General features: G+C 67.4%; 24 protein-coding genes. 8 read left to right on the top strand and 16 right to left on the bottom strand.

The genetic code is table 11. The features are described 5' to 3' along the window. Positions 1-8 precede the first annotated feature (8 nt). The gene (locus NQ038_RS09035; RefSeq protein WP_257047878.1) at positions 9-443 is read left to right on the top strand and encodes a hypothetical protein; all 435 of its coding nucleotides are present in this window, start codon (positions 9-11) and stop codon (positions 441-443) included. On the opposite strand, the gene NQ038_RS09030 is transcribed toward NQ038_RS09035, so the two are convergent. Then, complete coding sequence (locus tag NQ038_RS09030; RefSeq protein ID WP_257062444.1) at positions 340-1,242, bottom strand: rhodanese-related sulfurtransferase; 903 nt, start codon at positions 1,240-1,242, stop codon at positions 340-342. The two genes, NQ038_RS09035 and NQ038_RS09030, sit on opposite strands and share 104 nt — an antisense overlap. Positions 1,243-1,288: 46 nt before the next feature. On the opposite strand from NQ038_RS09030, the gene NQ038_RS09025 reads away from it, so the two are divergent. Next, complete coding sequence (locus NQ038_RS09025; RefSeq protein WP_257047876.1) at positions 1,289-2,119, top strand: thioesterase family protein; 831 nt, start codon at positions 1,289-1,291, stop codon at positions 2,117-2,119. Positions 2,120-2,122: 3 nt separating this feature from the next. Here NQ038_RS09025 and NQ038_RS09020 read toward each other — a convergent pair whose 3' ends face one another. Continuing rightward, positions 2,123-2,611 (bottom strand): Hsp20/alpha crystallin family protein, encoded by a 489-nt coding sequence (locus NQ038_RS09020; protein ID WP_257047875.1) that lies wholly within the window; start codon positions 2,609-2,611, stop codon positions 2,123-2,125. 192 nt (positions 2,612-2,803) lie between these two features. On the opposite strand from NQ038_RS09020, the gene purL reads away from it, so the two are divergent. Beyond that, complete coding sequence (gene purL / locus NQ038_RS09015) at positions 2,804-5,146, top strand: phosphoribosylformylglycinamidine synthase subunit PurL (protein WP_257047874.1); 2,343 nt, start codon at positions 2,804-2,806, stop codon at positions 5,144-5,146. Positions 5,147-5,244: 98 nt separating this feature from the next. On the opposite strand, the gene NQ038_RS09010 is transcribed toward purL, so the two are convergent. Next, entirely contained in the window at positions 5,245-5,847 is a 603-nt protein-coding gene (locus NQ038_RS09010; RefSeq protein ID WP_257047873.1) for a TetR/AcrR family transcriptional regulator, read from the bottom strand. A gap of 121 nt (positions 5,848-5,968) precedes the next feature. Here NQ038_RS09010 and NQ038_RS09005 point away from each other — a divergent pair, with 121 nt between their 5' ends. The 4 genes from NQ038_RS09005 to NQ038_RS08990 all read left to right on the top strand — a co-directional run bounded on the left by NQ038_RS09005 (position 5,969) and on the right by NQ038_RS08990 (position 9,844). Next, on the top strand, positions 5,969-6,994 hold the full coding sequence (locus NQ038_RS09005; RefSeq protein ID WP_257047872.1) for an ABC transporter permease: 1,026 nt from the start codon (positions 5,969-5,971) through the stop codon (positions 6,992-6,994). Positions 6,995-7,073: 79 nt separating this feature from the next. Next, a complete protein-coding gene (locus NQ038_RS09000; protein ID WP_257047871.1) occupies positions 7,074-8,270 on the top strand; it encodes a cobalamin-independent methionine synthase II family protein in 1,197 nt (398 codons plus the stop codon). A gap of 81 nt (positions 8,271-8,351) precedes the next feature. Next, complete coding sequence (gene cyoE / locus NQ038_RS08995) at positions 8,352-9,299, top strand: heme o synthase (protein ID WP_257047870.1); 948 nt, start codon at positions 8,352-8,354, stop codon at positions 9,297-9,299. A gap of 122 nt (positions 9,300-9,421) precedes the next feature. Continuing rightward, a complete protein-coding gene (locus NQ038_RS08990; protein ID WP_257047869.1) occupies positions 9,422-9,844 on the top strand; it encodes a hypothetical protein in 423 nt (140 codons plus the stop codon). Between the two features lie 9 nt (positions 9,845-9,853). Here NQ038_RS08990 and betT read toward each other — a convergent pair whose 3' ends face one another. The 9 genes from betT to NQ038_RS08945 all read right to left on the bottom strand — a co-directional run bounded on the left by betT (position 9,854) and on the right by NQ038_RS08945 (position 20,537). Then, entirely contained in the window at positions 9,854-11,944 is a 2,091-nt protein-coding gene (gene betT, locus NQ038_RS08985) for a choline BCCT transporter BetT (RefSeq protein WP_257047868.1), read from the bottom strand. Positions 11,945-12,048: 104 nt separating this feature from the next. After that, positions 12,049-13,545, bottom strand: coding sequence for a tripartite tricarboxylate transporter permease (locus NQ038_RS08980; protein ID WP_257047867.1), 1,497 nt, complete (start codon positions 13,543-13,545; stop codon positions 12,049-12,051). Further along, a complete protein-coding gene (locus tag NQ038_RS08975) occupies positions 13,545-14,249 on the bottom strand; it encodes a tripartite tricarboxylate transporter TctB family protein (RefSeq protein ID WP_257047866.1) in 705 nt (234 codons plus the stop codon). Before NQ038_RS08975 ends, NQ038_RS08980 begins: the two co-directional genes overlap by 1 nt. Then, on the bottom strand, positions 14,246-15,247 hold the full coding sequence (locus tag NQ038_RS08970; RefSeq protein WP_257062443.1) for a tripartite tricarboxylate transporter substrate binding protein: 1,002 nt from the start codon (positions 15,245-15,247) through the stop codon (positions 14,246-14,248). The genes NQ038_RS08975 and NQ038_RS08970 overlap by 4 nt, the downstream gene beginning before the upstream one ends. 74 nt (positions 15,248-15,321) lie before the next feature. Then, entirely contained in the window at positions 15,322-15,684 is a 363-nt protein-coding gene (locus tag NQ038_RS08965; protein WP_257047863.1) for a hypothetical protein, read from the bottom strand. Beyond that, positions 15,681-16,343: a hypothetical protein gene (locus NQ038_RS08960; protein ID WP_257047861.1), complete on the bottom strand. Its 663-nt coding sequence runs from the start codon at positions 16,341-16,343 to the stop codon at positions 15,681-15,683. The genes NQ038_RS08965 and NQ038_RS08960 overlap by 4 nt, the downstream gene beginning before the upstream one ends. Before the next feature lie 2 nt (positions 16,344-16,345). Further along, positions 16,346-18,520: a S9 family peptidase gene (locus NQ038_RS08955; RefSeq protein ID WP_257047859.1), complete on the bottom strand. Its 2,175-nt coding sequence runs from the start codon at positions 18,518-18,520 to the stop codon at positions 16,346-16,348. 164 nt (positions 18,521-18,684) lie between these two features. Beyond that, a complete protein-coding gene (locus NQ038_RS08950; protein WP_257047858.1) occupies positions 18,685-19,971 on the bottom strand; it encodes an adenylosuccinate synthase in 1,287 nt (428 codons plus the stop codon). A 107-nt stretch (positions 19,972-20,078) separates the two neighbouring features. Beyond that, positions 20,079-20,537 carry a DUF3151 domain-containing protein gene (locus NQ038_RS08945; protein ID WP_257047857.1) on the bottom strand — a complete coding sequence of 153 codons (459 nt, stop codon included), beginning with the start codon at positions 20,535-20,537 and terminating at the stop codon, positions 20,079-20,081. A 167-nt stretch (positions 20,538-20,704) separates the two neighbouring features. On the opposite strand from NQ038_RS08945, the gene NQ038_RS08940 reads away from it, so the two are divergent. Then, complete coding sequence (locus NQ038_RS08940; protein WP_257047856.1) at positions 20,705-22,036, top strand: UDP-glucose/GDP-mannose dehydrogenase family protein; 1,332 nt, start codon at positions 20,705-20,707, stop codon at positions 22,034-22,036. A 47-nt stretch (positions 22,037-22,083) separates the two neighbouring features. Here NQ038_RS08940 and NQ038_RS08935 read toward each other — a convergent pair whose 3' ends face one another. From NQ038_RS08935 to NQ038_RS08920, 4 genes are read right to left on the bottom strand one after another with little or no spacing between them, the layout of a single operon-like run. Next, the gene (locus NQ038_RS08935; RefSeq protein ID WP_257047855.1) at positions 22,084-23,142 is read right to left on the bottom strand and encodes a hypothetical protein; all 1,059 of its coding nucleotides are present in this window, start codon (positions 23,140-23,142) and stop codon (positions 22,084-22,086) included. Then, positions 23,139-24,266, bottom strand: coding sequence for a glycosyltransferase family 2 protein (locus NQ038_RS08930; protein ID WP_257047854.1), 1,128 nt, complete (start codon positions 24,264-24,266; stop codon positions 23,139-23,141). The genes NQ038_RS08935 and NQ038_RS08930 overlap by 4 nt, the downstream gene beginning before the upstream one ends. Beyond that, positions 24,263-25,312, bottom strand: a complete 1,050-nt coding sequence (locus NQ038_RS08925; RefSeq protein WP_373456798.1) for an ATP-binding cassette domain-containing protein — start codon at positions 25,310-25,312, stop codon at positions 24,263-24,265. The genes NQ038_RS08930 and NQ038_RS08925 overlap by 4 nt, the downstream gene beginning before the upstream one ends. Continuing rightward, positions 25,299-26,150, bottom strand: a complete 852-nt coding sequence (locus NQ038_RS08920) for an ABC transporter permease (protein WP_257047853.1) — start codon at positions 26,148-26,150, stop codon at positions 25,299-25,301. The genes NQ038_RS08925 and NQ038_RS08920 overlap by 14 nt, the downstream gene beginning before the upstream one ends. Between the last annotated feature and the right edge of the window lie 35 nt (positions 26,151-26,185).

Raw genomic sequence — 26,185 nt, 5'->3', positions numbered from 1 at the left:
GCGTTGTCGTGTCTCAGGGGATCGGCGCAGTACTCGTGTTCGACTGGAGTTATTCCATTGCCTGGTATGGGCTGGTCTTCCTCGTGGTCTTCGCGCTGTGCGCCCTGCTGGTGGCCGGGATCTGGCGGGTGTTCAGCCCCCGGCTGCACGAGGCCTCGGCCCTGGTCGGGACCCTGCTGCTCACCGCCGGGGTGCTGATCGGCAATCCGTGGTGGGTGCCCGGGTACAGCACTGAGACCCCGGAAGGCAGCTATTTACGCGGGGCCTTCATCGTCATGGTCCCGATCTTCTTCCTCACCGTGTTGGTCTTCTGCGGCTGGAAGATCTGCGCACTCATCACTATGCGGCGGGCGCGCAGTGGCCGCAGCTCGGGTGGGCGCCGGCGGCAGTACATGCCCGACAGCGCAGGAACTGCCGCCGGCAGGACTGATCGACGCAGTTGACGTAGTCGGCGGTCGGCTTGCCGCATTCCACGCAGGTTCCCAGTGACCGCGCGTTCGGCCCGAACTCCTGGTGCATGCGCTTGTCGAAGACGTAGAGCGAACCGTCCCACAGGCCGTCGGTGCCGCGGGCCTCGCCGTAGCGGACGATCCCGCCGTCGATCTGGTAGACCTCCTGGAAGCCGCGGTTCTTCATCAGCACACTCAAGACCTCGCAGCGGATCCCACCGGTGCAGTAGGTGATGACCGGCTTGTCCTTGAGCTCGTCGTACTTCCCCGATTCCAATTCGGCGACGAAGTCCCTAGTGGCCTCGGTTTCGGGCACTACGGCGTCGGCGAAACGGCCGATCGCCGCCTCCATCTCATTGCGCCCGTCGAAGAACACGACCTCGCCGCCCTGGGAGGCAAGTCCTCGTTCGGCGACCAGTTCGTCGACCTGGGCCGGACTCAAGTGGACGCCGCCGCCGACCACACCCGATTCGTCGACGACCACCTCCGCGGGGTGGCCGAAGGTCACCAGTTCGTCCCTGACCTTGACCGACAGCCGCGGGAAATCATCGCCCACACCATCGGACCACTTCACATCGGCGGCCTTGAACGGGGTGTACTCCCGCATGGCGCGCACATATTTCTTGACATCCGGCAGGTCCCCGCCCAGGGTCGCGTTGATGCCCTGGGCGGACACGATGACCCGGCCCCTCAGGTGCAGGGAATCCGCCAGGGTGTGCTGCCACAGGCGGATCGCCTCGGGATCGGGCAGCGGGGTGAAGACGTAGAAGAGCACGATTTTCGGAATCGACATGGACTCGATTCTAACGAGCGGGCCCACCTCCCTAGACTGTGAGTCCATGAGCTTCTACTTCACCCGCACCGGCGATGACGCCTATCGTGCAACGGAATTGGTCGCCGGCGCCTGGAACCCGGACGAACAGCACATCTCCCCCGTGCTGGGCCTGCTGGTCCACCTGCTGGAGACCGACCACGCCGCCCGCCGGGAGGCCTCCGGCGCGCCCCGGCTGCAGCTGGGGCGGATCTCAGCGGACATCTTCGGCGTGGTCCCCGTCGACGAGTTCACCTACGACCTGCGCGTGCTGCGCCCGGGCCGCAGCATCGAACTGGCCGAGGCCGAACTGCGCTACGGAGGGCGCACGATCGTGCTGCTGCGCGCCTGGTTCGTCCAGGCCGCTGACACCGCCGGCCTGGCCGGCTCTCCCTTCGTCCCGATCCCCTCGGTCGACGAGACCCCGGAGTTCGATTCGACCACGGTCTGGCCGGGTGCCTATATCGCCAGTTTCGAGGCGCGCCGCACCCAGGTGGAGCCGGGCCACGCCCACTTCTGGCTGCGCACCCCCGTGGATCTGGTCGACGATGCCCGGGCCTCGGCCCTGGCCAGGGCGGCGGGCCTGTTCGACACCGCCAACGGCATGACGGTGCGCCGCGATCCGCGCGAGGTGGCATTCCCCAATGTGGAGCTGACCGCCTCACTGTTCCGGCAGCCCTTCGCACCCGCCGCTGGAACCGGCCCGGACACGCAGAAACCCAGCCGGGAGAGCCCCTGGCTGGGTTTCAATACGCGCGTGTCCTTCGGGCCGACCGGGCTGGGTCTGACCAGCTCGGTCCTGCACGATCAGGACGGGCCCTTCGGAACCCTCAATCAGACCCTGACCGTGCGGCCCTGAGAGTTACTTCTCGGCGGCGTCCTTGTCCGCGTCCTCGGCCGAGGATTCGACCTGGGCGTCGACCGGGGCGTCCGCGTGGTGGGAGATCGAGATCTTCTTCGGCTGGACCTGCGCATAGGCCCCGGCCACCCGGACCGTCAGCACGCCGTTGACGTAGTCGGCCGTGATCGCGTCCTCGCCGACCTTCGCCGGCAGGGTCGCGGTGCGGCTGAAGGAGCCGTAGCGGACCTCGCGGACACCGTCGCCGCTGGTCTCATCGCGGCGTTCGCCGGAGACGGTCAGCGTGCGCCCGTGTAGTTCGATGTCGATGTCCTTCTCCGGGTCCATCCCCGGCAGGTCGACCCTGATGACCAGGTCCGCGCCGTTGCGTTCGGTTTCCAGCGCCGGAATGAAGCCCTGGGTACGGTCGGCCACGGCCACGCCCGGCAGGGAGCGCAGCACGTCGTCGATCACAGAGAACGGACGGAACGGATTGATACCGGTGTTTGCCATTTCCAACATCTCCTTGGAGTAGGTGAAATTCTTTCCGCCACCCCGGTGCTTGTATCACCTCGGTGGCTACATGAGGTGTAACCACTTGAGTGCCCGCGGTATTCCAAAGTTGAGCGACTTTCTGTCAACTTCTTTCCACGGCACGGGCCGCTAGAATAGTGCCCATGCGCGTCGAAAGGACCCTCGCCTGACATGTCGAACACCCCCGAAGCCTCCGCGATGACTCCGGAATCCCAGACCAAGAAGGTCAAGGAAACAGTCGAATTCGCAGCCGCCCACCCGGACGTCGAACAGCCGTTCGCCGAACTCGGACTCAAGGCCAACGAATACGAAGAGATCAAGAAGATCCTGGGCCGGCGCCCCACCAGCGCGGAACTGGCGATGTATTCGGTCATGTGGTCGGAACACTGCTCCTACAAGTCCTCCAAGGTCCACCTGGGCAAGTTCGGCGACCAGGTCACCGACGAGATGAAGGAACACCTGCTGGTCGGCATCGGCGAGAACGCCGGCGTCGTCGACATCGGCGACGGCTGGGCCGTGACCTTCAAGGTCGAATCCCACAACCACCCCTCCTATGTCGAGCCCTACCAGGGCGCCGCCACGGGCGTCGGCGGCATCGTGCGCGACATCATCTCGATGGGCGCGCGCCCGGTGGCCGTGATGGACCAGCTGCGCTTCGGCGCCATCGACCACCCCGACACGAACCGCGTGGTCTCCGGCGTGGTGGCCGGCGTGGGCGGCTACGGCAACTGCCTGGGCCTGCCCAATATCGGCGGAGAACTGGTCTTCGACGCCTGCTATCAGGGCAATCCCCTGGTCAACGCCCTGGCCGTGGGCGTGATGCGCCATGAGGACATCCGTCTGGCGAACGCATCCGGTGTAGGCAACAAGGTCGTGCTGTTCGGCGCTCGGACCGGCGGCGACGGGATCGGCGGCGCCTCGATCCTGGCCAGCGAGTCCTTCGACGACTCCAAGCCCTCGAAGCGCCCGGCCGTCCAGGTGGGCGACCCCTTCGCGGAGAAGGTCCTGATCGAATGCTGCCTGGAGCTCTTCCACGCCGGCGTCGTCGAGGGCATCCAGGACCTGGGCGCAGCCGGCATCAGCTGTGCCACCAGCGAACTGGCCTCCAACGGCGAGGGCGGTATGCGCATCGCCCTGGACGATGTGCTGCTGCGCGACCCCACGCTGACTCCCGAGGAGATCCTCATGAGCGAGTCGCAGGAGCGCATGATGGCCGTCGTCACCCCCGATAAGCTCGACACCTTCATGGAGATCGTGGACAAGTGGGAGGTCGAGACCTCCGTGCTCGGCGAGGTCACCGGCGACGGGCGCCTCGTCATCTCCTGGCACGGCGACGTCATCGTCGACGTGCCCCCGCGCTCGGTGGCCCATGACGGCCCGGTCTACCACCGCCCGTTCACCCAGCCGTCCTGGACGGAATCGACCGCCGCGGACACCACCCGTGCCGCGGGCCTGGAGCGCCCGGCCGACGACGCGGGCCTGGAACAGACGCTCAAGGACCTGCTGGCCAGCCCCAATCTGGCCGATCCGGAATGGGTGACCGACCAGTACGACCGCTACGTCCAGGGCAACACCGCCTTGGCCGCACCCGATGACGCCGGCGTGATCCGGGTCGACGAGTCCACCAACCGCGGCATCGCGATCGCCACGGACGCCAATGGCCGCTACGCCTATCTGGATCCGGCGCGCGGCGCCCAGCTGGCCCTGGCCGAGGCCTACCGCAACGTCGCGACCTCGGGCGCGCGCCCGATGGCCGTCACCGACTGCCTGAACTTCGGTTCCCCGGAGGACCCGGAGATCATGTGGCAGTTCGATCAGGCCACGACCGGCCTGGCCGCGGCCTGCAAGGACCTGGGCGTGCCGGTGACCGGCGGCAATGTGTCCCTGTACAACCAGACCGGCGGCGTGGCCATCCACCCGACCCCGGTGGTGGGCGTGCTGGGCGTGTTCGACGACGTCACCCGCGCCACCCCGGCCGGCTGGCGCGAACCAGGGCAGACCATCTACCTGCTGGGCACCACCGCCGACGAGCTCGACGGTTCCGCCTGGGCCGACGTCGCCCACGGCCACCTGGGCGGCGTACCCCCGGAGTTCAAGCCCGAGGTCGAACGCGAACTCGCCGACATCCTCATCAACGCCTCGCGCGACGGCATGCTCGATGCCGCGCACGACGTCTCCGAGGGCGGCATCGCCGTGGCCGTGGCCGAGGCCTGCATGCGCTTCGGGACCGGCGCCCGGTTCTGGCTCGACGAGGTCTGCCGGCGCGACGGCGTGGACCTGTTCACCGCACTGTTCTCCGAATCGTCCGCCAGGGCCATCGTCTCGGTGGCCCGCAGCGAGGAGGTCCGGTTCAAGGACATGTGCACCGCACGCAACTTCCCCTTCGCCCGGATCGGCATGACCGACAACGGCGAAACGGGTGCCCCGACGTTGGAGCTGGCCGACCACTTCACCATCCCGGTCGCCGAACTCTCGCGGATCAACAAGGAGACCCTGCCGAAGCACTTCGGCTGACACCCGGAGGAATCCGGACACAGGGGCCAACCACACGGTTCCAAACACGGGGGCCGGGGAGCGTACAGCGCTCCCCGGCCCCCGTCGCATCCGCCCGCCTATTCGGTCGTCAACCGCAACAGCTGAGCAACGGAGTCGAGTGCCGCCTCGGCCGGAGCGGAGCCGGCCAGCACGAACTGCACGATGACGCCCTGGAGCATGGCGACGATGCCGGGGACCAGGGCCGCGGCGTCGGCCCGCGCCCGCTGCTGGGAGGCACCGCGGTGCTGGACGAACCAGCGCACCAGATAGGCGCCCAGCTGGGTCCGGATCCGGTCGAGCACACCCGTGGCCAGGGCGCGGAAGGATTCGGACCTGGCGCCCTCGGCCCAGATCTGCACCACGATCGAGGGCATGCCATCGCGGACCAGCAGTCCGCGCACCAGATCGGGGACGATGCGCGCCGGCGGGTCCAGGACCTCGGCGCCCGTTGCCAGGTCCAGGGCTGCGAACCGGCTGTCGAGGACCTCGTGCGCGATGTCGATGGCCAGCTCTTCCTTGCCCGAGTAGTAGACGTACACGGCCCCGGCGGACAGACCGGCCTCCCTGACGATATCGGCCATCGAGGCCCCGGCGAATCCGCTGCGCACGATGCACCGCTTGGCCGCGTCGCGGATCCGTGCGCGCATCGCGTCCTTGTGCTCCTGACTGACCTTGGGCATCGAGACCTCCGACTCACTTCCATAAAAACGAATGGTCATTCTTGACAGCCAGCTTACCCGGCCCAATAATGAACGAGTATTCGTTTTTTAGGATTCACGTCATCACAGATCCGAGGCTCCCATGTCAACTCCCACCCGGCCCACGGGCCGCTCCGCGCACTGGCTGCGCGCCTGCGGCATCGCCGTTCTGGCCGCCGCCATCGTCTCCCTCATCCTGCTGGCCTTCAGCTGGCCGACGGTGACATCGCAGGCGAAGAACCTGCCGGTGGCCGTCGTCGGCGACGCCGAGCAGCGGGCCCAGTTGAGCGCCCAGCTGCCCGCCGACACCTTCGAGGTGCACGGGGCGCAGAGCCGGGAGGAGGCCGTCGGCATGATCCAGCGGCGCGAGGTCTACGGCGCGGTGGTGCTCGGGACCGAACCCGAGGTGCTCATCGCAGGCGGCGGATCCCCCGCGGCCGGCACCGCACTGCGCACGCTGGCCACCCAGGTCCAGCTCCAGCTCGACCAGCGGGCACTGGCCGCGGGGACCCCGGCCGAGCGCGTCCCGCACATCACGACCACCGACGTCGCCCCGCTGAGCCCCGACGACCCCACCGGCTCCGGGATGGCGATCACCGGCCTGCCGCTGGCCCTGGGCGGAGTGGTCGGCGGCGTGCTCATTAGCCTGCTGGTCACCGGCCGCAGGCGGCGCGCCGCCGCGGTCCTGGCCTATGGAGTGGTCGGGGGCCTGGCGCTGACGACCATCCTGCAGAGCTGGTTCGGCATCCTGCAGGGCCCATTCTGGCTCAACGCCCTGGCGATCGGCCTGACGGTAGCCGCGACCGCAGCGCTCATCAACGGACTCGTCTCCACCATCGGCACACCCGGCATCCTGCTGGGCGTGGTCATCACCGTGCTCATCGGCAATCCGATCTCCGGGACCAGCGCACCCCAGGAGTTCCTGCCCTGGCACTTCGGCGCGATCGGCCAGTACTTCGTCCCCGGGGCGGGCGGCAGCCTGTTGCGCAGCCTCTCGTACTTCCCCGACGCCCCTCGCGCCCGCGAATGGTGGGTGTTGACAGCCTGGCTGCTCGCCGGCGGTCTGCTCATCCTGATCGGACATCTGCGGGCCCATGCCGGGCAGCGACGAACCGCGGCGGTGCACTGAGGGGCGGCCGGGTTCGCGTAACCGGGATTGTGACGCCGGCCGGCTGTCATAATCCCGGGCCTGTGCCATGCTGGGAGTCATGACTGAAATCCTGACGAGCCATGCCGGCTCCCTGCCCCGCAATGACGCCCTGCTGGCCGCGAACAGGGCCAAGAACGAGGGCACGGGCTCCCCCGCCGAATTCAACGCCCTGCTGGCCGAATCCGTCGACGAGATCGTCGCCAAGCAGAAGGCGCTGGGCATCGACATCGTCAACGACGGCGAATACGGCCACACCATGGCCGAACAGATCAACTTCGGTGCCTGGTGGCATTACTCATTCCAGCGCACAGGTGGACTGGGGCTCGCCACCGGCGGGGCGCGCGAGGCCGAACCGGCCCCCGCGGCACCGGGCAAACTGGCCCTGGCCACCTTCACCGAACGCCGTGATCGGCAGCTGTTCGCCCAGGCGTACGCCGACGAAGAGGCCTCGATCCACCCGCGCGCGGGCCTGCCCTTCCCCGTCATCACCGGCCCGCTGACCTATATCGGGCAGGAGGCCGTCGCCACCGACATCGCGAACCTCAAGGCCGGCCTGGCCGCCGCCGGGATCGACGAATCGCGCGGGTTCATCAACTCCCTTGCCCCTGGTTCGGCCGCCCGGATCGGCAACACGTACTACAAGACCGATGAAGAGGTCGTGTGGGCCTGGGCCGATGTGCTCCATGAGGAGTACAAGGCGATCACCGACGCCGGCCTGACCGTCCAGGTCGACGACCCCTCGATCGCCGAGTCCTGGGACCAGATCGACCCCGAACCCGCGCTGTCGGACTATCGCGCCTTCATCCAGGTGCGCATCGACGCCCTGAACCACGCACTGCGCGGAATCGATCCGGCGCTGGTCCGCTTCCACACCTGTTGGGGCTCCTGGCACGGCCCGCACGTGACCGACCTGCCGTTCGCGGACTTCGTCGACCAGGTGCTCACGATCAACGCGAACGGACTGACCTTCGAGGCGGCCAATGCCCGCCACGAACACGAATGGACGATCTGGCGCGATGTGAAGCTGTCCGATGGCAAGTACCTGATCCCCGGCGTCGTATCGCATTCGACCAATGTGGTCGAACACCCGGAACTGGTCGCCCAGCGCATCGAGCGCCTCGCGAAGCTGGTGGGGCCGGAGAACGTCGTGGCCTCCACCGACTGCGGCCTGGGCGGACGCGTCCACCCGCAGATCGCCTTCGCCAAGCTGGAGTCCCTGGCTGCGGGAGCAGACATCGCCTCCCGCCGTCTGTGAACCCGAGACGTGACAAACGGTACGGGGCCGCGCAGGGTCTGCGCGGCCTCGGCCCCGGGGTTCGTCCGGTAAGCTAATATCATGTCCGCCGCCGTCTCCACCGACCCCCAGGGAAAAGCACAGGCCACAGCACAGGTCGCCTCCCAGCGGGGCAAGCGCATCGGCTTCGCCCGGCACCTGAAGCTCTACATCGATGCCGTCAAGCCCGGCATCGTGATGAGCAACACCCTGGTCACGGCGGCCGCCTACACCTTCGCGACCCGGCACTTCGATCCGGTGGTCTTCCTGGCGCTGATCCTGGGGACCGCCTGCATCATCGGTTCGGCGTGCGTGGTCAACAACCACTTCGACCGGGAAATCGACGCGCGAATGGCCCGGACCGCCGGCCGCGGCCAGGTCACCGGCTTCATCAGCCCCTTCGCCGCGACAGCCTACAGCTATGTACTGGGCATCGCCGGTGTGACGATTCTGGGCACCATGACCAATTCGCTCACCTGTGTCCTGGGCGTGATCGGCTGGGTCACCTACGCCCTGGTCTACACCTGGTCCAAGCACCACACCGTGCACTCGACTCTGATCGGCACCGTACCCGGCGCGATTCCGCCGGTTGCGGGCCTGACCGCAGGTGGGCTGGGCCTGGGTTGGGAGGCGCTGGCGCTGTTCCTGCTGCTGGTCGCCTGGCAGCTGGTGCACTTCTTCGCGATCTCGATCCGTCGGCGTGACGACTACGCCGCAGCTGGGGTGCCGGTGGCGGCCGTAGCGTACGGCGTCACCCCCACCAAGCGCCTGATCCTGGCCACCGCGATCCTCAACCTGGCGGCCAATGTCCTCATGGTCTTCGGCGCTCACATCTCCGTCTGGTGTTCAGCCGTCCTGCTGGTCTTCGCCGTCTACTGGCTGGTCGTGTGCGCACTGGGCCAGAGGGCCAAGACCGATGCGATCGCTTGGGCATCCCGCGTTTTCAAGATCTCCCTGCTCGACATCATGCTCATCTGCGCGGTCCTCGTCATCGAACCCTGGCTCCGCTGATTCTCCGCTCCCCTTTTTGAGTTCCACTCCGAGGTTCCACCGCCCAACACGGCTTCGGCGCCGGCCGGTATAGTGGGATGGTGAATCTTCATAGGGCGAGGCGCGCAGTTCTGACCTGCCTTGTGGTCGGCGCCCTCCTCGCCGGATGTGCAGCACCGCGCGACGATATCGACGTCGATCGCCTCCCGCCGGATTCCTACCCACTGGAGCCGCTGACAGCAGACGGCGATGATGTGCCCAATGACGATTTGAGCGATGAGCTCGTCATCGAGTGGAACCACTACGCCATCGTGGACGAGCACCGTATTCGCGTGTCCTTCACGGCAGGACCGAGCGAATGCTGGGGCACCAGGGCCGTGGTCAGGGAGACGAACAAGCGCGTCCAGATCGCTGTCGTCCAGGGCACCGTGCCGTGGCTGCAGATCGGTGAAGAATGCAGCGCCGAAGTGCGCGAGGCCACGCTATTGATCGAAACCGAGTTCCCGATCGCCGCCAAGAAAGTCGTGCCGTGGGCGGACCCACCATTCCTGCACAGTGCCGCATGAGTGAAGGGCCTAGAAGTCTTCTTCCCAGTCGGTGATGATCTCGCGGTCCGGTTCATCGTCCGGCTGGTCGTCGGCCAGACGCAGGAACTCCACATGGGACTCGTAATTGGCCAGCACATCGGCGATCAGCTGTTCCTCCGTGAAACCCAGCACGTCGTAGCCGCGCGAGCCCTCCGCCGTGAAGACCTCCACCCGGTAGTACTCCTCGGCCTGTGCCCGCCCGGAGCGTAGGGCGAAGCGCGGCACCTCGCAGGCTACCGGATAGAGCTGATAGGAGAACGGCTCACCATCGGGGAACTCGCGGACCAGCTGAACCTGGTGCAGGCCGCCGGGGGCGACCTCGGCCCGTTCGACCTGTGCGGTGGCCCCGGAATCCCGCAACTCGCCGGCGACCTTCTCCAGCGCCGAGGTGGCCGTCGTGTCGATGAACCGGGCGGTCGCCTGGGCACCGGGGTAGTTCGTCAGGCGCCGCAGGCGGGCGCGCCACGACATGCCCGAGGTCCCCGAGAGCTGGCCGGGCATCGAGACCAGGCGGCCGGCGGCGTGGCTGGCCTCCTGGCGCAGCGCCCGGTACAGGGCGATCATCACCAGATAGAGCACGATGGAGAACGGCAGCCCGATGATGAGCGTGGCCCCCTGCAGGGTGGACACCCCGTCGACGATGAGCATCGCCAGTGTCAGCACGCCGGTGAGCACCGACCAGAACACGCGCAGGCGCTTGCCCCCATCGGATTTCGGGTCGTGCAGGTGGCTGGAGAAGTTCGCCAGGACCAGGGCGCCGGAGTCCGCAGAGGTGACGTAGAACAGCAGGCCCACCACGGTCGCCAGGCCGATCACGAAGGGCGCTCCGGGATAGTGTTCCAGCAGCGCGTAGAAGGCCTGCTCGGGGGCATTGGCCGCGGTGTTCGCCAGGTCAAGGTCCCCGTCCATGATCAGGCGCAGAGCCGAATTGCCGAAGACGGAGATGAACACCGCGATGAAGACGAAGGGCACGACCAGCACGCCGAAGACGAACTGGCGGATGGTCCGGCCGCGGGAGATGCGCGCCAGGAACAGGCCCACGAAGGGCGCCCAGGCGATCCACCAGGCCCAGAAGAACAGCGTCCACTGGCTCATCCAGGCGCTGTTGTCGGTGAAGGGGAAGACGTTGAGCATGAGCTCGGGGAACTTCGCCACGTAGTCGCCCACATCGGTCACCAGGGCGTCGAACAGGAAGCCCGCCTGCCCGGTGGCGATGACGTAGACCATGAGGACCACGGCCAGGATGACATTGAGTTCGGACAGCCTGCGGATGCCCTTGTTGACGCCGGAGACGGTGGAGATCGTCGCCAGCAGGACGGACAGCGCGATGAGCACCGCCTGCCAGAGGATCGACTGGTCGATGCCGAACATCAGGTGCAGGCCCCAGTTCAGCTGGACCACACCGATGCCCAGGCTGGTCGCGATGCCGAAGATCGTGCCCAGCACGCTGAGCACCTCGATGCCGTTGCCCAGCCCGCCCCCGGCGTGGCGTCCCAGCACCCAGGACAGGATGGAGCGCATGCTCAGCGGCATCCCGCGCCGGTAGGCGAAGTAGGCGAAGGCCGCCCCCATCAGCGCATACATCGCCCAGCCGGTGATGCCGTAGTGGAACAGGGTCCACACGATCGCCATCCGCGCCCGGTCCCCCGGCGCCGTGGCGGGGTTCAGCGGGTCGTCGACGTGGCCCTGGGGTGGGTCGAGGAACTGTGCTGCTGGTTCGGACACGGAGAAGAACATGAGGTCGATGCCGATGCCGGCGGCGAACAGCATCGACGTCCAGGTGAACATGTTGAACTGGGGCTTGGCGTGGTCCGGGCCCAGTTTGATCCGGCCCGAGGACGAGGCCGCGATGAACAGCACGAAGCCGATGACGATCGTGGCGGTGGCGATGTAGTACCAGCCGAAGGTCCGCGAGACCCAGTCGACGATGGTCGTGAGCACCGTGTGCGCACTGCCGGGCGCCGCAATCGCCCAGACGGCGATGGCGACGATGATGGCGGCCGAGGTCCCGAAGACCGGCCAGTTGACTTTGGGTGTGTGCGGTTCCGCTTCAAGCGGTCCGGCGGTCGTGGAAGACATCGGTTAACAAGCTTAGTGACCTGCCCGCCCGATATCAGGGCAAACGGGAAGAAACCTTGTGAACGTGAGCAATCAAGCAGACACCGGCCACACCACCGCGGGCCTCACCGCTTCCGCGCGCGCCAGCGGCCCACGCCCGTGTAGACCAGGGCGGCCAACAGGATCACGTAGAGGACGACCGCGATGGGCGACTGGAAGAAGACTGCCAGGCTGCCATCGGAGGACAGCAGGGCGTCGCGCATATTCGTCTCCGCCAGGGGCCCCAGCACCATGCCGATCATCAGCGGCGCCAGCGGCACCCCGTAGCGGCGCAGGATGAAGCCCAGAATGCCGATGCCCAGCAGCATGCACAGATCGAACACCGAGGCGCTGGTCGCGTAGATGCCCAGCCCGCAGAACACCGCGATCCCCGCGTACAGATACGGCCTGGGGATGAGCAGCAGCTTGGCCCACAGCGGTGCGAAGGGCAGGTTGATGACCAGCAGCACGATCATCGCGATGAAGAAGCTGGCCAGCAGGCCCCACACCAGGTCGGGCGCCCGGTCGAACAGCAGGGGCCCGGGCTGCAGGCCGTACTGGCGGAAGGCCGCCAACATGATCGCAGCCGTCGACGAGATCGGCAGGCCCAGGGCCAACAGGGCGCCCATGGCGGTGCCGGTGGTCGCATTGCCGGCGGCCTCGGGGGCGGCCAGACCGCGAATCGCGCCCTTGCCGAACTGCGGGTCCTTCCGGCGCGTATCCAGCTTGCGCTCCAGGCCGTAGGCCATGAAGGTCGGCACATCGGCACCGCCCACCGGGATGACGCCGAAGGGCAGGCCGATCGCGGTGCCGCGCAGCCAGGCCGGGGTCGCCTCGCGGAACTCGGACTTCGACAGGAAGGGCCTGCCAGAGGCCCGGATCTCCGCGCGGTTGGGATCGCGGCGGATCCGGCTGGCGATGAAGAAGACCTCGCCCAGGGCCAGCACTGCCACGGTCACGGTGACCAGCGAGATCCCGTCGAACAGGTTCTGCACGCCGAAGGTGAAGCGTTCGGTGCCGGAGACGGAGTCGATGCCGATGACCGAGATCCCGATGCCCAGCACCAGCGCCACCAGGCCCTTGAGCACGGAGTCCGCGACGACCGAGGAGGTTGCGGCGAAGGCGAACAGCGCCAGGGCGAAGTACTCGGCCGGGCCGAAACTGGCCGACAGGTCCGCGAGCACCGGTGCCAGGAAGACCACGACGACACAGGAGATGAACCCGCCGATGAACGCACCGATCGCCGAGGTCGCCAGGGCCTGCGGGGCGCGCCCGCTCAGCGCCATCTTGTGGCCCTCGAAGGTCGAGGCGATGGCCGATGACTGGCCGGGCGTGTTCATCAGGATCGCCATGGTGGAATCGCCGAACAGCCCGCCGAAGTACACGCCGGCGAACATGATGAATGCGCCGGTGGGGTCCAGGGCGAAGGTCAGGGGCAGCAGCAGGGCCACCGCCATCGAGGAGCCCAGGCCGGGCAGCACGCCCACCGCGGTGCCCAGCAGACAGCCGACCAGCACCCACAGCAGGTTCATCGGGGTGAAGGCGTGGCCGAAGCCGTCCATCAAGTGCATGAGCGCATCCATCAGATGCCACCTCCCAGGATGCCGGTGGGCAGATTGAGCCCCAGCAGGATGTCGAAGGCCAGGTAGACCAGGGATGAGAAGGTCAGCGCCAGGGTCAGGTCGAACAATGGCCTGCGCGATCCCATCGAGCGGGCCACGCACCAGAACAGGGCGGCGGCGGAGATGATCCAGCCGGCGGGCACGATCAACGCCGCGAAGATCGCGAATCCGGCCACCGCCCAGGCCAGGGCTGCGAAGTCCGAATGGGTCCGGTGCTTGACGTCCTTCCTGGCCGCCTCGTACTGGGCACTGCGCTCATCCGCCGAGGCCCCCGCCGGTTCCAGCCGGGAGGCGGCGACCGCGGAACTTCCCGGGTCGGCGAAGGCGCGGGCGGTCTCCTCGGCCCGTTCCGCCCTGGCCGCGGCGAGCGCGGGCGAGGCGTCGTCGGTTGCGGCCATCGCATCGTCAGGGGTGTCGTCGACCGTCTCGGGGTGGCGGATGATCGCCACGGCCAACAGGACGGCCAGGATGTAGCAGGCGATCATGATGAGCATCGGGAAGAAGGTGGGGCCGGGCCAGTCGGTGTCCTCGGCCACGTCCATGGTCAGGATGCCGATGAGCAGATAGGTGGCGAAGGCCGCGACGATGAGCGGGACGAGCAGACCGGAGCGGCCCTCCCACCAGGTGCCCTTGCCCCACCGGTGGGCTGTGATGAACGTGCTCATAGTCCCAGCTCCTTGAGGATCTCGTCGGTCTGTTTCTGATCTGCTGCGATGAAGGATTCGAATTCCGGGCCGGTCAGCCAGACGTCCGTCCACTGATTGCGTTTGAGGGCGTCCTGCCAGGCCTCGGACTTCCTGGTCGCATCGAGGATGTCGATGAGCTGGGCCCTCTCGTCCTCGCTGATGCCCGGGGCGCCCAGATAGCCGCGCCAGTTGGTCATCGTGACCTTGTGGCCCTGTTCGGTCATGGTGGGGATGTCGATTCCGGCGATCCGCTTGGGTGCGGCCAGTCCGAGGGCCCGCACGCGCCCGGCCTCGACCTGGTCGGAGACCTCGTTGTAGCCGGTGCAGGCGAAGTCGGTGGTGTGCGAGAGCAGGGTCGCGATGGCTTCACCGCCACCGGATTTGGGGATGTAGGTGATGGTGCCGGGGTCGATGTCGTTGACCCGGGCGATCTGGGCGACGGTCAGATGGTCGATGGAGCCGGCCGAGCCGCCGGTCCATTTGAACTTCTTGCCCGACTTCCAGTCGCCGACCAGCTGGTCCATGGACTGGTACGAGGAGTCGTTGGCGGTGATGAGGACGTCGTAGTCCTCGGCCACCCGGGCCAGCAGGGTCGCATCCTTGTAGCCCACAGGCGACTTGTTCAAGGCGATGCCGCCTGTCATGGCCGAACCGGTGGCCAGGACCGTATCGGCCCGCCCGTCCATGGTGGCGAACTTGCCCAGGCCGATCGTGCCGCCGGCGCCGGGGATGTTGAGCACCTGCGCATTGTTCGTCACCCCCGACAGGCGCATGGCCTGCTGGGTCTCCCTGGCGAAGCCGTCCCAGCCGCCGCCGGCTCCGGCGGGTGCGATCAGGGTCAGATTGGCCGACAGGTCGCCGGCGGCGGCACCCTTCTTGATCGAGAAGCCCGTTGCCGTGGACACCGCGGCCACTGCCAGCACGCCATAGGCGAGATAGCCGAACCGACGGCGGGTCAGATGCGAATCCTGGGTCATCATTGGTCCATTCATCCTGATGAAATTGCGACTGCGTCAGTCTATGCACACAGGATTCTCTAAGACAACCCGAATCAACGGCAGTCGCGGGCTGCGATGACTGCGAAGGCGAACCCGAACATCAGCACGAACAGTTCGCAGGCCACCGCGACGCTGAACACCATGAGGCCAGCACCGGCGCCCAGCCAGATCCAACCGGGCACGCCCAACACCAGGGCCGCCGCGATGATCCACGGCATCGATTTCACATAGATCATCGCGGCGGTGTGCCCGTGCTGCCAGGCCTCATCGGACTTACACGTCGCCTGGGTGCGCAAGCCGCCCCGCCCGTCACGCCTCAGGCGCCCGACGGCGGCACTGCGCACCGGCAGGTAGACGCCCAGGCCCAGGGCTACGGTGACCAGGGCGAAGACCGCGGCGCCCACATCGAGGATCATCGCGGACCCGCCTGGGGCCACGCCCCGGGCTGCGGCGGGGCCCCGCCCCGGTCGAACAGCCGGGCGAAGTAGAGCAGCGCAATGTACCAGGCTGTGGCGCCCACCGACAGTGCGGTGTTCAGCCAGGGGGCCCAGGTGTATTCGCGCAGGCCGACGGTGATGCCACTGCTCAGGGCCTGGACCACGCCCATGACGACCGCGGCCACCACACAACCGCAGACCACCACGGCATAGGACACGATCCCCCGGTTGCGGACCACCGGCCAGGCGCACAGGAACAGGCAGGTCGCCACAGTGGAACTGAGCAGGAGGATCAGGCTGTATCCGCGCACGGCGCCGGCCCCTCCACCGGTGAGGACGGAGCCCATGAGCACGCTCACCACCATCGGCACGATGAGGCGCAGACCCTCCGCGCACACCACCAGGGCCCCTGCGATCACGCGCCGCACCGTCACCGTGCCCGGCACGGTGCACACCGCTACGAGCGCCAGGATCAGGCAGATGAACACCACCAGGAGGTTCAGGGCTCTCAAGGCCTGCGATAGGACCGTGAGCCGGCCGGGGTCGGCCAGTGAGTAGACCACGGACGTGGCCAGCGAATACACGACGGGCAGGGCCAGCGCAATGCAGAACAGAACGCGTGCGGTGCGGATGGGCATGGTCAGACTCCTAATACGCTTAGCTGCCAAGCGTAATCGAAGGCGATCTCGCGCCAGGCGTCGTAACGTCCGGAGACGCCCCCGTGACCGGCCACCATCTCGGTTTTCAGCAACACATCCGCTCCGACCTCGCGCAGCCGGGCCGTCCACTTCGCCGGCTCCACGTAAAGCACTCTGGTGTCATTGAGACTGGTCAGCGCCAGGATCTGCGGGTACGGGTGGTCTCCCACGTTCTCATAGGGCGAATAGGACTTCATATAGGCGTAGACCTCCGCATCGTGGAGTGGATCACCCCATTCGTCCCATTCGATGACGGTCAACGGCAGTTCGGGCATGAGGATCGAGGTCAGGGGGTCGACGAAGGGCACGTGCGCGCTGATCCCGGCGAATCGGTCATAACCGATATTGGCCACGGCCCCCATCAAAAGGCCGCCGGCCGAACCACCGGTGGCGACCAGCCGTTGTGGGACGGTCAGTCCCTTGTGGATCAGGTGATCCGCCGCCGCGACGAAGTCGGTGAAGGTGTTCCGCTTGCTCAGGGTCTTGCCCTGGTCGTACCAGGCCCGGCCCATCTCCCCACCGCCGCGGATATGGGCCACCGCATAGACGACCCCCCGGTCCAGCAGGGACAGCCGGGCGATCGAGAAGTACGGATCCATACTGGCCTCATAGGATCCGTATCCGTAGAGCACAGTGGGTGCGGGGTAGGACACCACCCGGTCGGCGCGCCAGACGATCGATACGGGAATCAGCGTGCCGTCGGACGCGGGAGCCCATTCCAGACGCTGGCTGTAACTGGCCAGATCAGCCCCGCGCACCGCCTGCTGCTTGCGCACCGTGGCCTGATCCGTGAGCACGTCGTAGTCGAGCACCTGGCGCGGAGTGATCCAGGAGGTATAGCCCAGGCGCAGCAGTTCCTGCCCCCATTCGGGGTTGCCGGCAACACCCAGTGTGCCGATCTCCTGGCCCGTGGGGATCTCCCGCAGCTGTGGGTAGGTGAAGGTGTCGTTGCCCAGGACCTGGGCCGCGATCGGCTTCTCGCCCTCTTCCATCTCCCGGCCCACGCCCAGGTCGATCACACCGACCCGGGCGAATCCGCCCTCGCGGTAGGAGATCGCCAGGAACCCGGCGAAGGCGTCGACGCCCTCGATCCGTTTGCCCTCGAGCACCTCCGGCGCCAGTACGGGACGCACCGGGTCCGCGCCGATTTGCTCGAGCACCGGCACGTCGACGATTTCGAAGTCCGCGCGATTCTCATTGTGCGTGATGAGGAAGCGGCTCTCGCCGCCGATCACGGCGTGTTCGACATTGTATTCGACGCCGTCGACCATAGGCCGCACCCGCACCGGATCCTCCAACGGCGCCGAGGTGTCCAGATAGGACCAGTCCGAGGTCACCTTGGATTCGCTGACGAGGAAGATGTACTTCTTCGAACGGCTGATCGCCAGCCCCACGAAGTAGCGCTCATCGGACTGGTGGAACACCTGCACGTCCTCGGCCGCCGGAGTTCCGATCCGGTGGCGCCAGACGGTATCCGGCCGCCAGGCGGCGTCCACGGTCGTATAGAAGAGGTATTCGCCCCTGCGGTCGAAGAACACGGGGCCCACGGTGTCGGGGATCTGATCGGCCAGGTCCTTGCCCGTGTGCAGATCGCGCAGGCGCAGCAGATAGCGTTCGTCCCCGGTGGTGTCGACCGAGTAGGCCAACATCCGGCCGTGGGCGGACAGGGAGAAGGTGCCCAGGGAGAAGAACTCCGCCCCTGCGGCCAACGCATTGAGGTCGAGCACCACGTGTTCGCCGCTCAGCTTGCCGGTCCCGACCACCGGGGGTTCCCAGGCGTCGTCGGCGGTTGCCGGCACGGCGGTGGCACGGCACTGCACCGGATAGTCCTTGCCCTCATAGGTACGGGCGAAGTACCAGTAGCCGCCGATGCGCACCGGCACCGACATATCGGTTTCCTGCGTATGGTCCTTGATCTCGGAGAAAATGGCCTGACGCAGATCCTCCTGGCCGGCGGTCCGCGCGGCGGTATAGGCGTTCTCCGCCTTCAGGTGCGCGATCACCTGCGGATCGTCCTTATCGCGCAGCCATTCGTACTGATCGATGAACGTGTCCCCGTGGTGGGTGCGGGTGTGCGGTACCTGCTTCGCCTGTGGCGGGGTCACGTTTTCAGTCATGGTGTCACCCTATCGGACGGGGCGGACACGGCCGGGATTCGCCGATAGGGACGACATGGAAAGCCCCTTGACACGTTCGGCCGACGTGTAAAGAAATCGTCGAAGACTTTACACGTCGGCCGAATGATACGGGGCCGGGCGACCCTCTCAGTTCAACGAGCAGCTCAGTCCAACAGGCTGTGGCGCACGATCGACTGTTCGCGATCCGGGCCAACGCCGATCACCGACATCCGGCAGCCGGACAGGCGCTCCAGTGCGAGCACGTAGTCCTGGGCATTGCGCGGCAGGTCCTCGAAGCTGCGCGCCGAGGTGATGTCCTCTTTCCACCCGGGGAAGGTCTCGTAGACCGGGGTGGCGTGGTGGAAGTCCGACTGGCTCGTGGGCATCTCGTCCAGGCGCACCCCGTCGACGTCATAGCCCACGCATACCGGGATCTCCTCGATCCCGGAGAGCACGTCCAGTTTGGTCAGCACATAGTCGGTGAAGCCGTTGACGCGCGCGGCGTAGCGGGCCACGACCGCGTCGTACCAGCCGCAGCGGCGCGGCCGGCCGGTGTTCACGCCGTACTCCCCGCCCGTCTTCTGCAGGTACAGGCCCATATCGTCGAACAGTTCCGTGGGGAAGGGGCCCGCGCCCACGCGGGTCGTGTACGCCTTGATGATGCCCACCGACCGGGTGATCCGGGTGGGCCCGATGCCAGAGCCGACGCAGGCTCCGCCGGCGGTCGGGTTCGAGCTGGTGACGAAGGGGTAGGTGCCGTGGTCCACATCGAGCATGGTCGCCTGGCCGCCCTCCATCACGACGACCTTGCCGGCGTCCAGGGCCTGGTTGAGCAGTAGTTCGGTGTCGGCGACCATGGGGCGCAGGCGCTCGGCGAACTGCAGCAGGTAATCCACGGTCTCGTCGACGTCCACGGCGCGGCGGTTGTAGATCTTGACCAGCAGTTCGTTCTTCTGTTTGAGCGATCCCTCGACCTTCTGGCGCAGGATCGATTCGTCGAACAGGTCCTGGATGCGAATGCCCAGGCGCGATGCCTTATCGGAGTAGGCCGGGCCGATGCCGCGGCCGGTGGTGCCGATGGCCCGCTTGCCCAGGAAGCGCTCCGTGACCTTGTCCAGCGTCTGGTGGAAGGGCGCGACCACATGGGCATTGGCGGAGATCTTCAGATGATCGGTGCGGGCACCGCGGGCCTGAAGCGCGTCGATCTCCGTGAACAGGGCCTCGAGGTTGACGACCACGCCGTTGCCGATGACCGGGGTGACGTTCGGGGACAGGATGCCGGCGGGCAGAAGCTTGAGTTCGTACTTCTCACCGCCGACGACGACGGTGTGCCCGGCGTTGTTCCCGCCGTTGGGCTTGACCACGTAATCCACGCGGGTACCCAGGATGTCGGTAGTCTTTCCCTTACCCTCGTCGCCCCACTGGGCTCCGACGACCACAATTGCCGGCATAAGTCATCACAACTTTCACACACTAGGAATCCGCGGTCGGTGTAGATCCGGCCGCGGATGTACCTGCCCATTCTACCGAACGGGCGGGTGCGAGCGGAGGTCGGCGCTCAGAGCGCTTCGATCTGGGCCACTGCGCTGGGGTCGGAGTCGGTGAGGAACTTCCGCACCCGCTGTGCCTCCTCTTCCTCCCCGATCGAGGCCGCCGCACGGCCCAGCGCGTACAGCGCCCGCAGGAAGCCCTGGTTGACCGGATGGCTGAACGGGATGGGGCCCGTGCCCCGCCAGCCGGCGCCGCGCAGGGCGTCCAGGCCGCGGTGATAGCCCACCCGGGCGTAGGCGTAGGAGTCGACCCGACGTCCCTCTTCGAAGGCCTCGTCGGCCAGCAGGGCCCAGGCCAGGCAGCTGGCCGGCAGGTCGTGGGCCACATCGATGGGTTCCTCGCCGCCCTCCAGGCGCTTGGCGGCCTCGACGTCAGGGTGGTCGTCGGGCAGGTAGGTGGGCTGGGGGCCCAGCTGCTTGGCGTCCAGGTCGCCGATCAGCGACGGATGGGAGATGTGTTCGCTCATGGTGTCCTCGGTATTCCTCGGGTGGTCCGTTGGGATCTGGCTCCCAGCGTAGTCGGCACCCTCGCACACCCGGCACGCGCCCCGGGCCACCCGCCGTTTAAGAAGCGGCTCATCCGGCGCGGGTACCATGACGGCAGCCGTAGAAATCCCAAGGAGAATGGAAGAACATGACGACTTTGAGCGTGATCGGTGTCGGATACCTGGGCGCCGTCCATGCCGTGTGCATGGCCGAACTGGGACACACCGTGATCGGCCTGGACGTCGATTCCGAGCGCGTCGCCTCGCTCAACGCCGGGCGCGCGCCGTTCTTCGAACCCGGCTTCCAGGAGCTGCTGGACCGCTCGCTGGCCTCCGGACGGCTGCGCTTCACCACCGACTACGCGGATCTGGCCGAGGCCGAGGTGCACTTCCTGGCCCTGGGCACGCCGCAGCGGGCGGATTCCCACGCCGCCGATCTGAGCTTCCTGCAGGCGGCCGTGGCATCCCTGGCCGGCGTGCTGGCGGACCGGGAGCAGCCGGCCGTATTGGTGGGCAAGTCGACGGTCCCGGTGGGCACCGCGCGCACCCTGGCCCGGCAGCTGCGCAACCTGGAGCACCTCGAGCTGATCTGGAACCCGGAGTTCCTGCGCGAGGGCCACGCGGTGGCCGACACCCTGCACCCGGACCGGCTGATCTACGGCACCGCCGATGGCACCGAGGACCCCACCCAGGTGGCCATCCTCGACCGGGTCTACGCGCCCCTGTTGGCCTCGGACATCCCCCGCCTGGTGTTCAACTTCGAAACCGCCGAACTGGTCAAGGTCAGCGCGAATTCGCTGCTGGCCACGAAGATCAGTTTCATCAACGCCATCGCCGAGGTCTGTGAGGCCTCCGGTGCCGACGTCACCCAGGTTGCCCGGGCAATCGGCCTGGACCCGCGGATCGGGCCGGCCTTCCTGGCCGCCGGCGTCGGCTTCGGCGGGGGCTGCCTGCCCAAGGACATCCGCGCCTTCTCCGCCCGGTCCGCCGAATTGGGCGCAACCGGCGCCGTCGGGCTGCTCGAGCAGGTCGACGCGATCAACCTGGGCCGCCGCCAGCGGGTCATCGACCTCGTCGCCGAGGCCCTGCCCGGCGCTGCGGGAGCGGCACCGGCCGTGACCGTGCTGGGGGCGGCCTTCAAACCCAATAGCGACGATGTCAGGGACTCCCCCGCCCTGGACATCGCCTGCCGCCTCCGGGCGGCCGGCTATGACGTGACGGTCCACGATCCGCAGGCCCTTGCCAATGTGCGGCGCCGGTTTCCCGATCTGCGGGCCGTCGACGATCTCGACGAGGCCCTGGCCGGGGCCCGGGTCGTGCTGCTGCTGACCGAATGGCAGGACTACCGCCCCGGCCACCTGGCCGCGTCCCGCGCCGCCGGGCTCATGGCCCCGGCGCCCGTGGTGATCGATGGGCGCAATGCGCTCGACCGGGATGAGTGGGAGGCCGCCGGCTTCACCTTCCACGGCTTGGGCAGGTAAGGCGGGTAACGGCGGGACCGCACCGGTGCGGTCCCGCCGCCCAGAGCTCAGTCGGTCTTGACCGCCGAGGGCTGGATGGCGAAGGGATTGTGCGCCAGCGCGCCGAACACGCCCGCGCCGGCCAGGGAGTCCAAACGGTTCTTATCGGGCACGCCCGTGACCCAGACCTTCAACCCCGCATCGGTCCAGGACTTCAGGTCATCCGCTCCCGCGGGCACCGCGACCATCGTCACCCCGGCCCGCTTGAGATCCTCCGGTGTCTGTGCACCGTCGCCCGCTGCGGCCGACGCGTCCCGCCCGTCGAGCTCGGCCAGCTCGGCGGCCTTCTTCACCGCAGCGTCCGGCGCCGCCTGCGCATGGGCGGCGGGCTGTTCGTAGAGAGTGGCGATCGCGCCCTTGGACCCCTGGGAAACGGCCCGCAGCACCTGCAGGCTGTTCGAGCGCACGATGAGTCCATCGGCGCGACCGGCCGAATCGACATCGGCCAGGAACGGTTCGACCACGTCCACGGAGTCGATCTGCACGTTGAAGACCGTGGCCTTGCCCAACTCGTCCAGGGCCTGGTGCCAGGTCAGCGGAGTGCCCTGTTTGGCGTTCTGCGCACCGTCGAATGGTGCGATCTTCGCCGCCAGGAAGTCCTTGGTGCCGGTCCGGGCGACCGGCTGGGCCAGGCCCATCCGCTTCTGCGCCGTCGCCGCATCGGCCACCACCACGTCCTTATCGGCGGTCAGCGCCACCTGGGGTGCCGGCAGATATCCGAAGCGGGCGTTCTCCGTCAGCGCCTCCTTGGAATTCGGGGCGTAGAGCGCATCGCCTGCGCCAAGCGCCGCCACCGCCGGGGAGTTCAGCGCGTCCACGGTGAGGACCTTGCCCGGTTTGAGCACACTGTAGGCCACCAGCACGATCACCGCGAGCACGACGATGGCCCCGGCGACCAGCGGGGCATTGAACTTCTTGCGCTCCCCGGTCTCCAGCCGATCGATCCGGGCCTGGCGCTTGGCGTCCTTGGCCGCGCGCTCCAGTGCCGCTGCGTCCGGGGCCTGCTTCCCCTGCTTGCCGGGCCGAACGGACCCGGACGCTGCGGATTTCTTCTTCCGCGCGCTCATCGTGCTTCGTCCCCGGCCGTCTCAGTGGCGGTCAACAGGGTGCCACGGCTGCGATCGGTCACTCCGGTCGCCCCGGTGACCAGGCCGCGCAGGAATCCCGCGCCCCAGGTGATGTGCATGGTCGGCAGGATGAGCATGAACCACGCCCGCTCCAACGCTCCGGCGTCCTCGGCCCGCAGGCCCGCGCGCAGTACCAGGCCGGCATAGGCCAGGCTGGGCACGTGCACCAGGGAGGTGAACCGGCGCAGCGGTTTCGGCCAGTGGCCGGTGATCCCGCAGACCTGCAACAGCGCTTCGAGCAGCGCGGCCGAGACCCCCAGCACCAGCAGGGGCGGGGCGAAATAGCGTAGGGACGTCCTGCGCGGATAGCGCCGGGTGATCTCCGCACGCCAGATGCCGGTGGCGTAGAACTGCTGGGCGATCCGCTTGTACGAGGTGCGTGGCCGGTATACGACCTGCAGCTCGGGAGCGAACCGGATCCGCCCGCCGGCGGCGCGGATGCGCAGATTGAGTTCCCAGTCCTGGCCGCGCCGCAGCTCCTCGTCGAAGCCGCCCAACACCTCGAAGACCTCGCGGCGGAAAATGCCCAGATAGGCGCTTTCCGCGTCCTGTGCCTCGTCCCCGGCGTGATAGGCCGGCCCGCCCAGACCCAGCGGGCTCATATACGCCCTGGCCACCGCCCGCTGGAACGCCCCGGTGCCGCGGGCGAGCATCAGGCCGCCGCAGTTGGCGGCGCCGGTGGACCGCAGCACCTCGACCCCGCGGCGGGCGTAGTCGGGGGTCAGTTCCGAGTGCGCATCGACCCGGATGATGACGGGCATGCTGGTCTGGGCGACGGCCAGGTTCAGACTGGTCGGGGTGTCACCGGCGAGATTGTGCACGATCTTCACCCGTCGATCGGTCGCCGCGATATCGGTGACGATCTCCGTCGTATCGTCTGTTGAGGGCCCCAGCGCCACCACGATCTCGATCTCGTCGTCGTAGTCCTGGGCCAGGATCGTCGCGATCGCCGCCGCGATGGTCTGGGCCTCGTTGAGCACCGGCATGATGAAGGACACGCCGGGATGGGCCGGCAGTTCGGGCAGGGCCTGGGGCGCCAGCGCGCCGACCGGGGAATGTGTCACTTGTGCTTCTCGTATTCCTTCACGACGTCTGCGGTGGGCCCATCGGCGCGCAGATCGCCCTTCTCGATCCAGATGGTGCGGTTACAGGTATCGCGGATCGATCGCATCGAATGCGACACCAGGAAGACGGTTCCGGCATTCTCGCGGATATCGCGGATGCGTTTCTCGGAGCGCTGCTGGAACTGCTTGTCACCCACGGACAGGGCCTCGTCGACGATCAGGATCTCGTAGTCCCTGGCCGTGGCAATCGCGAATTTCAGGCGCGCGGTCATACCGGAGGAATAGGTGCGCATCGGCAGGTCGATGAACTTCTCCAGCCCGGCGAACTTCACGATGTCGTCGTACTTCGATTCGATGTCCTCCCGGCTCATGCCCATCGCCAGGCCGCCCAGGATGACGTTCTGGGAGCCCGACAGGTCCCGGATCAGCGCCGCGCCGACGCCCAGCAGGTTGGGCCTGCTGTTGGCGTAGACGGCACCGCGGGTGGGCGGGATCAGCCCGGTCAGGGTGCGCATCAGGGTCGACTTGCCCGAACCGTTGGAGCCGATGACGCCGATCGATTCGTTCGCGTGCGCGACGAAGGAGATGCCCTTGAGCGCGTGCACGGTCTTCATCGAGCGGCCGCCACTGCGCTTGAGCATGCCGGCCAGGTCGTTGCCCGCGACCCGTTTGCCGGTGGCCAGGGTCTTGAACTCGATGTGCAGATCGTCGCAGATGACGATCGGTTGGTCCTTCTCCGGCTGTGCGGTGATCACACCGAGGCTGCCGGTGGTGGGGCGCGGTTCGCGGAACGGGCGCTCCTTGACCTGTACAGGAACGGGCGTGGGCTGAGCGGCCGGCTCCGGGTTGCGGGCGCGCGCGGCCTCCAGGGCCTGCGCCTGCCACGCCTCGTCCGCCCGAATCGCGGCGACCCGTGCGGAACGGGGCCGCGGCAGCTCACTCTGCGCGTCCTCGGCCCCCGCCGGCACGGGAACCGGGCGGTCGGCCGGGCGGACACCCGTCAGGATGTACTCCCAGTCCTCTTCCCAATCGTCATTCGCGCCCATATCGCTCCTCGGCCTTCCAGAAGTACACGGTGCCGACGACCAGCATGACGACGGACCAGATGGCCAGCATCCACCACATCGAGGGGTCGTAGGGATGGTCGGCCGGCAGCAGGAGGCCGCGGGCGATCGACAGCACCTCGTTGAGTGGATGCCAGGGGTAGATCGCCTCCAACACGGGGTGGCCCGCGACGATCCGCTGCGGGTCGAAGAACACGCCGGAGGTGTAGAAGATCATCCGGGAGATGAAGGGGGTGACCTGGCTCAGATCGTGGAAGTGCACTGTCAGGCGGGCGAAGATGAGCGCCACGCCCATGTTGAACATCGTGAACAGGACGATCAACCCGATCATGGCGAACCAGGACCAGCTGGGCCTGGCCCCGAAGATCATCGCGACGATGACCATGAGCAGCAGGGTCGGGATGAAGTTCAGCAGGTTCTGCGCCACCTGTGCGATCACCAGCACCATGCGGGGGAAGGGCAGGGTCTGGACCAGGGAGGTGTTCTTGATGATCGACTTCGAGCCGCCGGTCATCGAGGAGTTGAAGAACTCCAACATGAACACTCCGACGACCACATAGGGCACGAAGTTCGGGGGCCTCGAGCCGCCCAGGATCAATCCGAAGATGCAGCCGTACATGATGGCCGAGAGGATGGGGCGCAGCAGTACCCACGCCATTCCCAAACGGTTGCGCTCGTTCTCGCTCTTGATCCGGTACTTGGCGAGCGAGAGTGTGAAGTCACGGCGCTTCCACACCTCGCGCAAATACGCGAAGAGGTTCGGACGCGCACCGACACGCGAGAGCCCGTACTGGGCCGCCAGTTCAGCACTGGTCGTCATAGGCAGCTGCACACTTCCTTCGGCAAAGATAACCC

The sequence above is a fragment of the Brevibacterium sp. 50QC2O2 genome (genome assembly GCF_024580675.1).
Taxonomy (GTDB): domain Bacteria; phylum Actinomycetota; class Actinomycetes; order Actinomycetales; family Brevibacteriaceae; genus Brevibacterium; species Brevibacterium moorei.
This window is presented reverse-complemented; position numbering and strand designations above follow the sequence as displayed.

What these genes read in the sequence shown, in the direction of transcription:
- NQ038_RS09030 (WP_257062444.1), bottom strand. Translation starts at nt 1,242, where the DNA reads ATGTCGATTCCGAAAATCGTGCTCTTCTACGTCTTCACCCCGCTGCCC.
- NQ038_RS09025 (WP_257047876.1), top strand. Translation starts at nt 1,289, where the DNA reads ATGAGCTTCTACTTCACCCGCACCGGCGATGACGCCTATCGTGCAACG.
- NQ038_RS09020 (WP_257047875.1), bottom strand. Translation starts at nt 2,611, where the DNA reads ATGGCAAACACCGGTATCAATCCGTTCCGTCCGTTCTCTGTGATCGAC.
- purL (WP_257047874.1), top strand. Translation starts at nt 2,804, where the DNA reads ATGTCGAACACCCCCGAAGCCTCCGCGATGACTCCGGAATCCCAGACC.
- NQ038_RS09010 (WP_257047873.1), bottom strand. Translation starts at nt 5,847, where the DNA reads ATGCCCAAGGTCAGTCAGGAGCACAAGGACGCGATGCGCGCACGGATC.
- NQ038_RS09005 (WP_257047872.1), top strand. Translation starts at nt 5,969, where the DNA reads ATGTCAACTCCCACCCGGCCCACGGGCCGCTCCGCGCACTGGCTGCGC.
- NQ038_RS09000 (WP_257047871.1), top strand. Translation starts at nt 7,074, where the DNA reads ATGACTGAAATCCTGACGAGCCATGCCGGCTCCCTGCCCCGCAATGAC.
- cyoE (WP_257047870.1), top strand. Translation starts at nt 8,352, where the DNA reads ATGTCCGCCGCCGTCTCCACCGACCCCCAGGGAAAAGCACAGGCCACA.
- betT (WP_257047868.1), bottom strand. Translation starts at nt 11,944, where the DNA reads ATGTCTTCCACGACCGCCGGACCGCTTGAAGCGGAACCGCACACACCC.
- NQ038_RS08980 (WP_257047867.1), bottom strand. Translation starts at nt 13,545, where the DNA reads ATGGATGCGCTCATGCACTTGATGGACGGCTTCGGCCACGCCTTCACC.
- NQ038_RS08975 (WP_257047866.1), bottom strand. Translation starts at nt 14,249, where the DNA reads ATGAGCACGTTCATCACAGCCCACCGGTGGGGCAAGGGCACCTGGTGG.
- NQ038_RS08970 (WP_257062443.1), bottom strand. Translation starts at nt 15,247, where the DNA reads ATGACCCAGGATTCGCATCTGACCCGCCGTCGGTTCGGCTATCTCGCC.
- NQ038_RS08965 (WP_257047863.1), bottom strand. Translation starts at nt 15,684, where the DNA reads ATGATCCTCGATGTGGGCGCCGCGGTCTTCGCCCTGGTCACCGTAGCC.
- NQ038_RS08960 (WP_257047861.1), bottom strand. Translation starts at nt 16,343, where the DNA reads ATGCCCATCCGCACCGCACGCGTTCTGTTCTGCATTGCGCTGGCCCTG.
- NQ038_RS08955 (WP_257047859.1), bottom strand. Translation starts at nt 18,520, where the DNA reads ATGACTGAAAACGTGACCCCGCCACAGGCGAAGCAGGTACCGCACACC.
- NQ038_RS08950 (WP_257047858.1), bottom strand. Translation starts at nt 19,971, where the DNA reads ATGCCGGCAATTGTGGTCGTCGGAGCCCAGTGGGGCGACGAGGGTAAG.
- NQ038_RS08945 (WP_257047857.1), bottom strand. Translation starts at nt 20,537, where the DNA reads ATGAGCGAACACATCTCCCATCCGTCGCTGATCGGCGACCTGGACGCC.
- NQ038_RS08940 (WP_257047856.1), top strand. Translation starts at nt 20,705, where the DNA reads ATGACGACTTTGAGCGTGATCGGTGTCGGATACCTGGGCGCCGTCCAT.
- NQ038_RS08935 (WP_257047855.1), bottom strand. Translation starts at nt 23,142, where the DNA reads ATGAGCGCGCGGAAGAAGAAATCCGCAGCGTCCGGGTCCGTTCGGCCC.
- NQ038_RS08925 (WP_373456798.1), bottom strand. Translation starts at nt 25,312, where the DNA reads ATGGGCGCGAATGACGATTGGGAAGAGGACTGGGAGTACATCCTGACG.
- NQ038_RS08920 (WP_257047853.1), bottom strand. Translation starts at nt 26,150, where the DNA reads ATGACGACCAGTGCTGAACTGGCGGCCCAGTACGGGCTCTCGCGTGTC.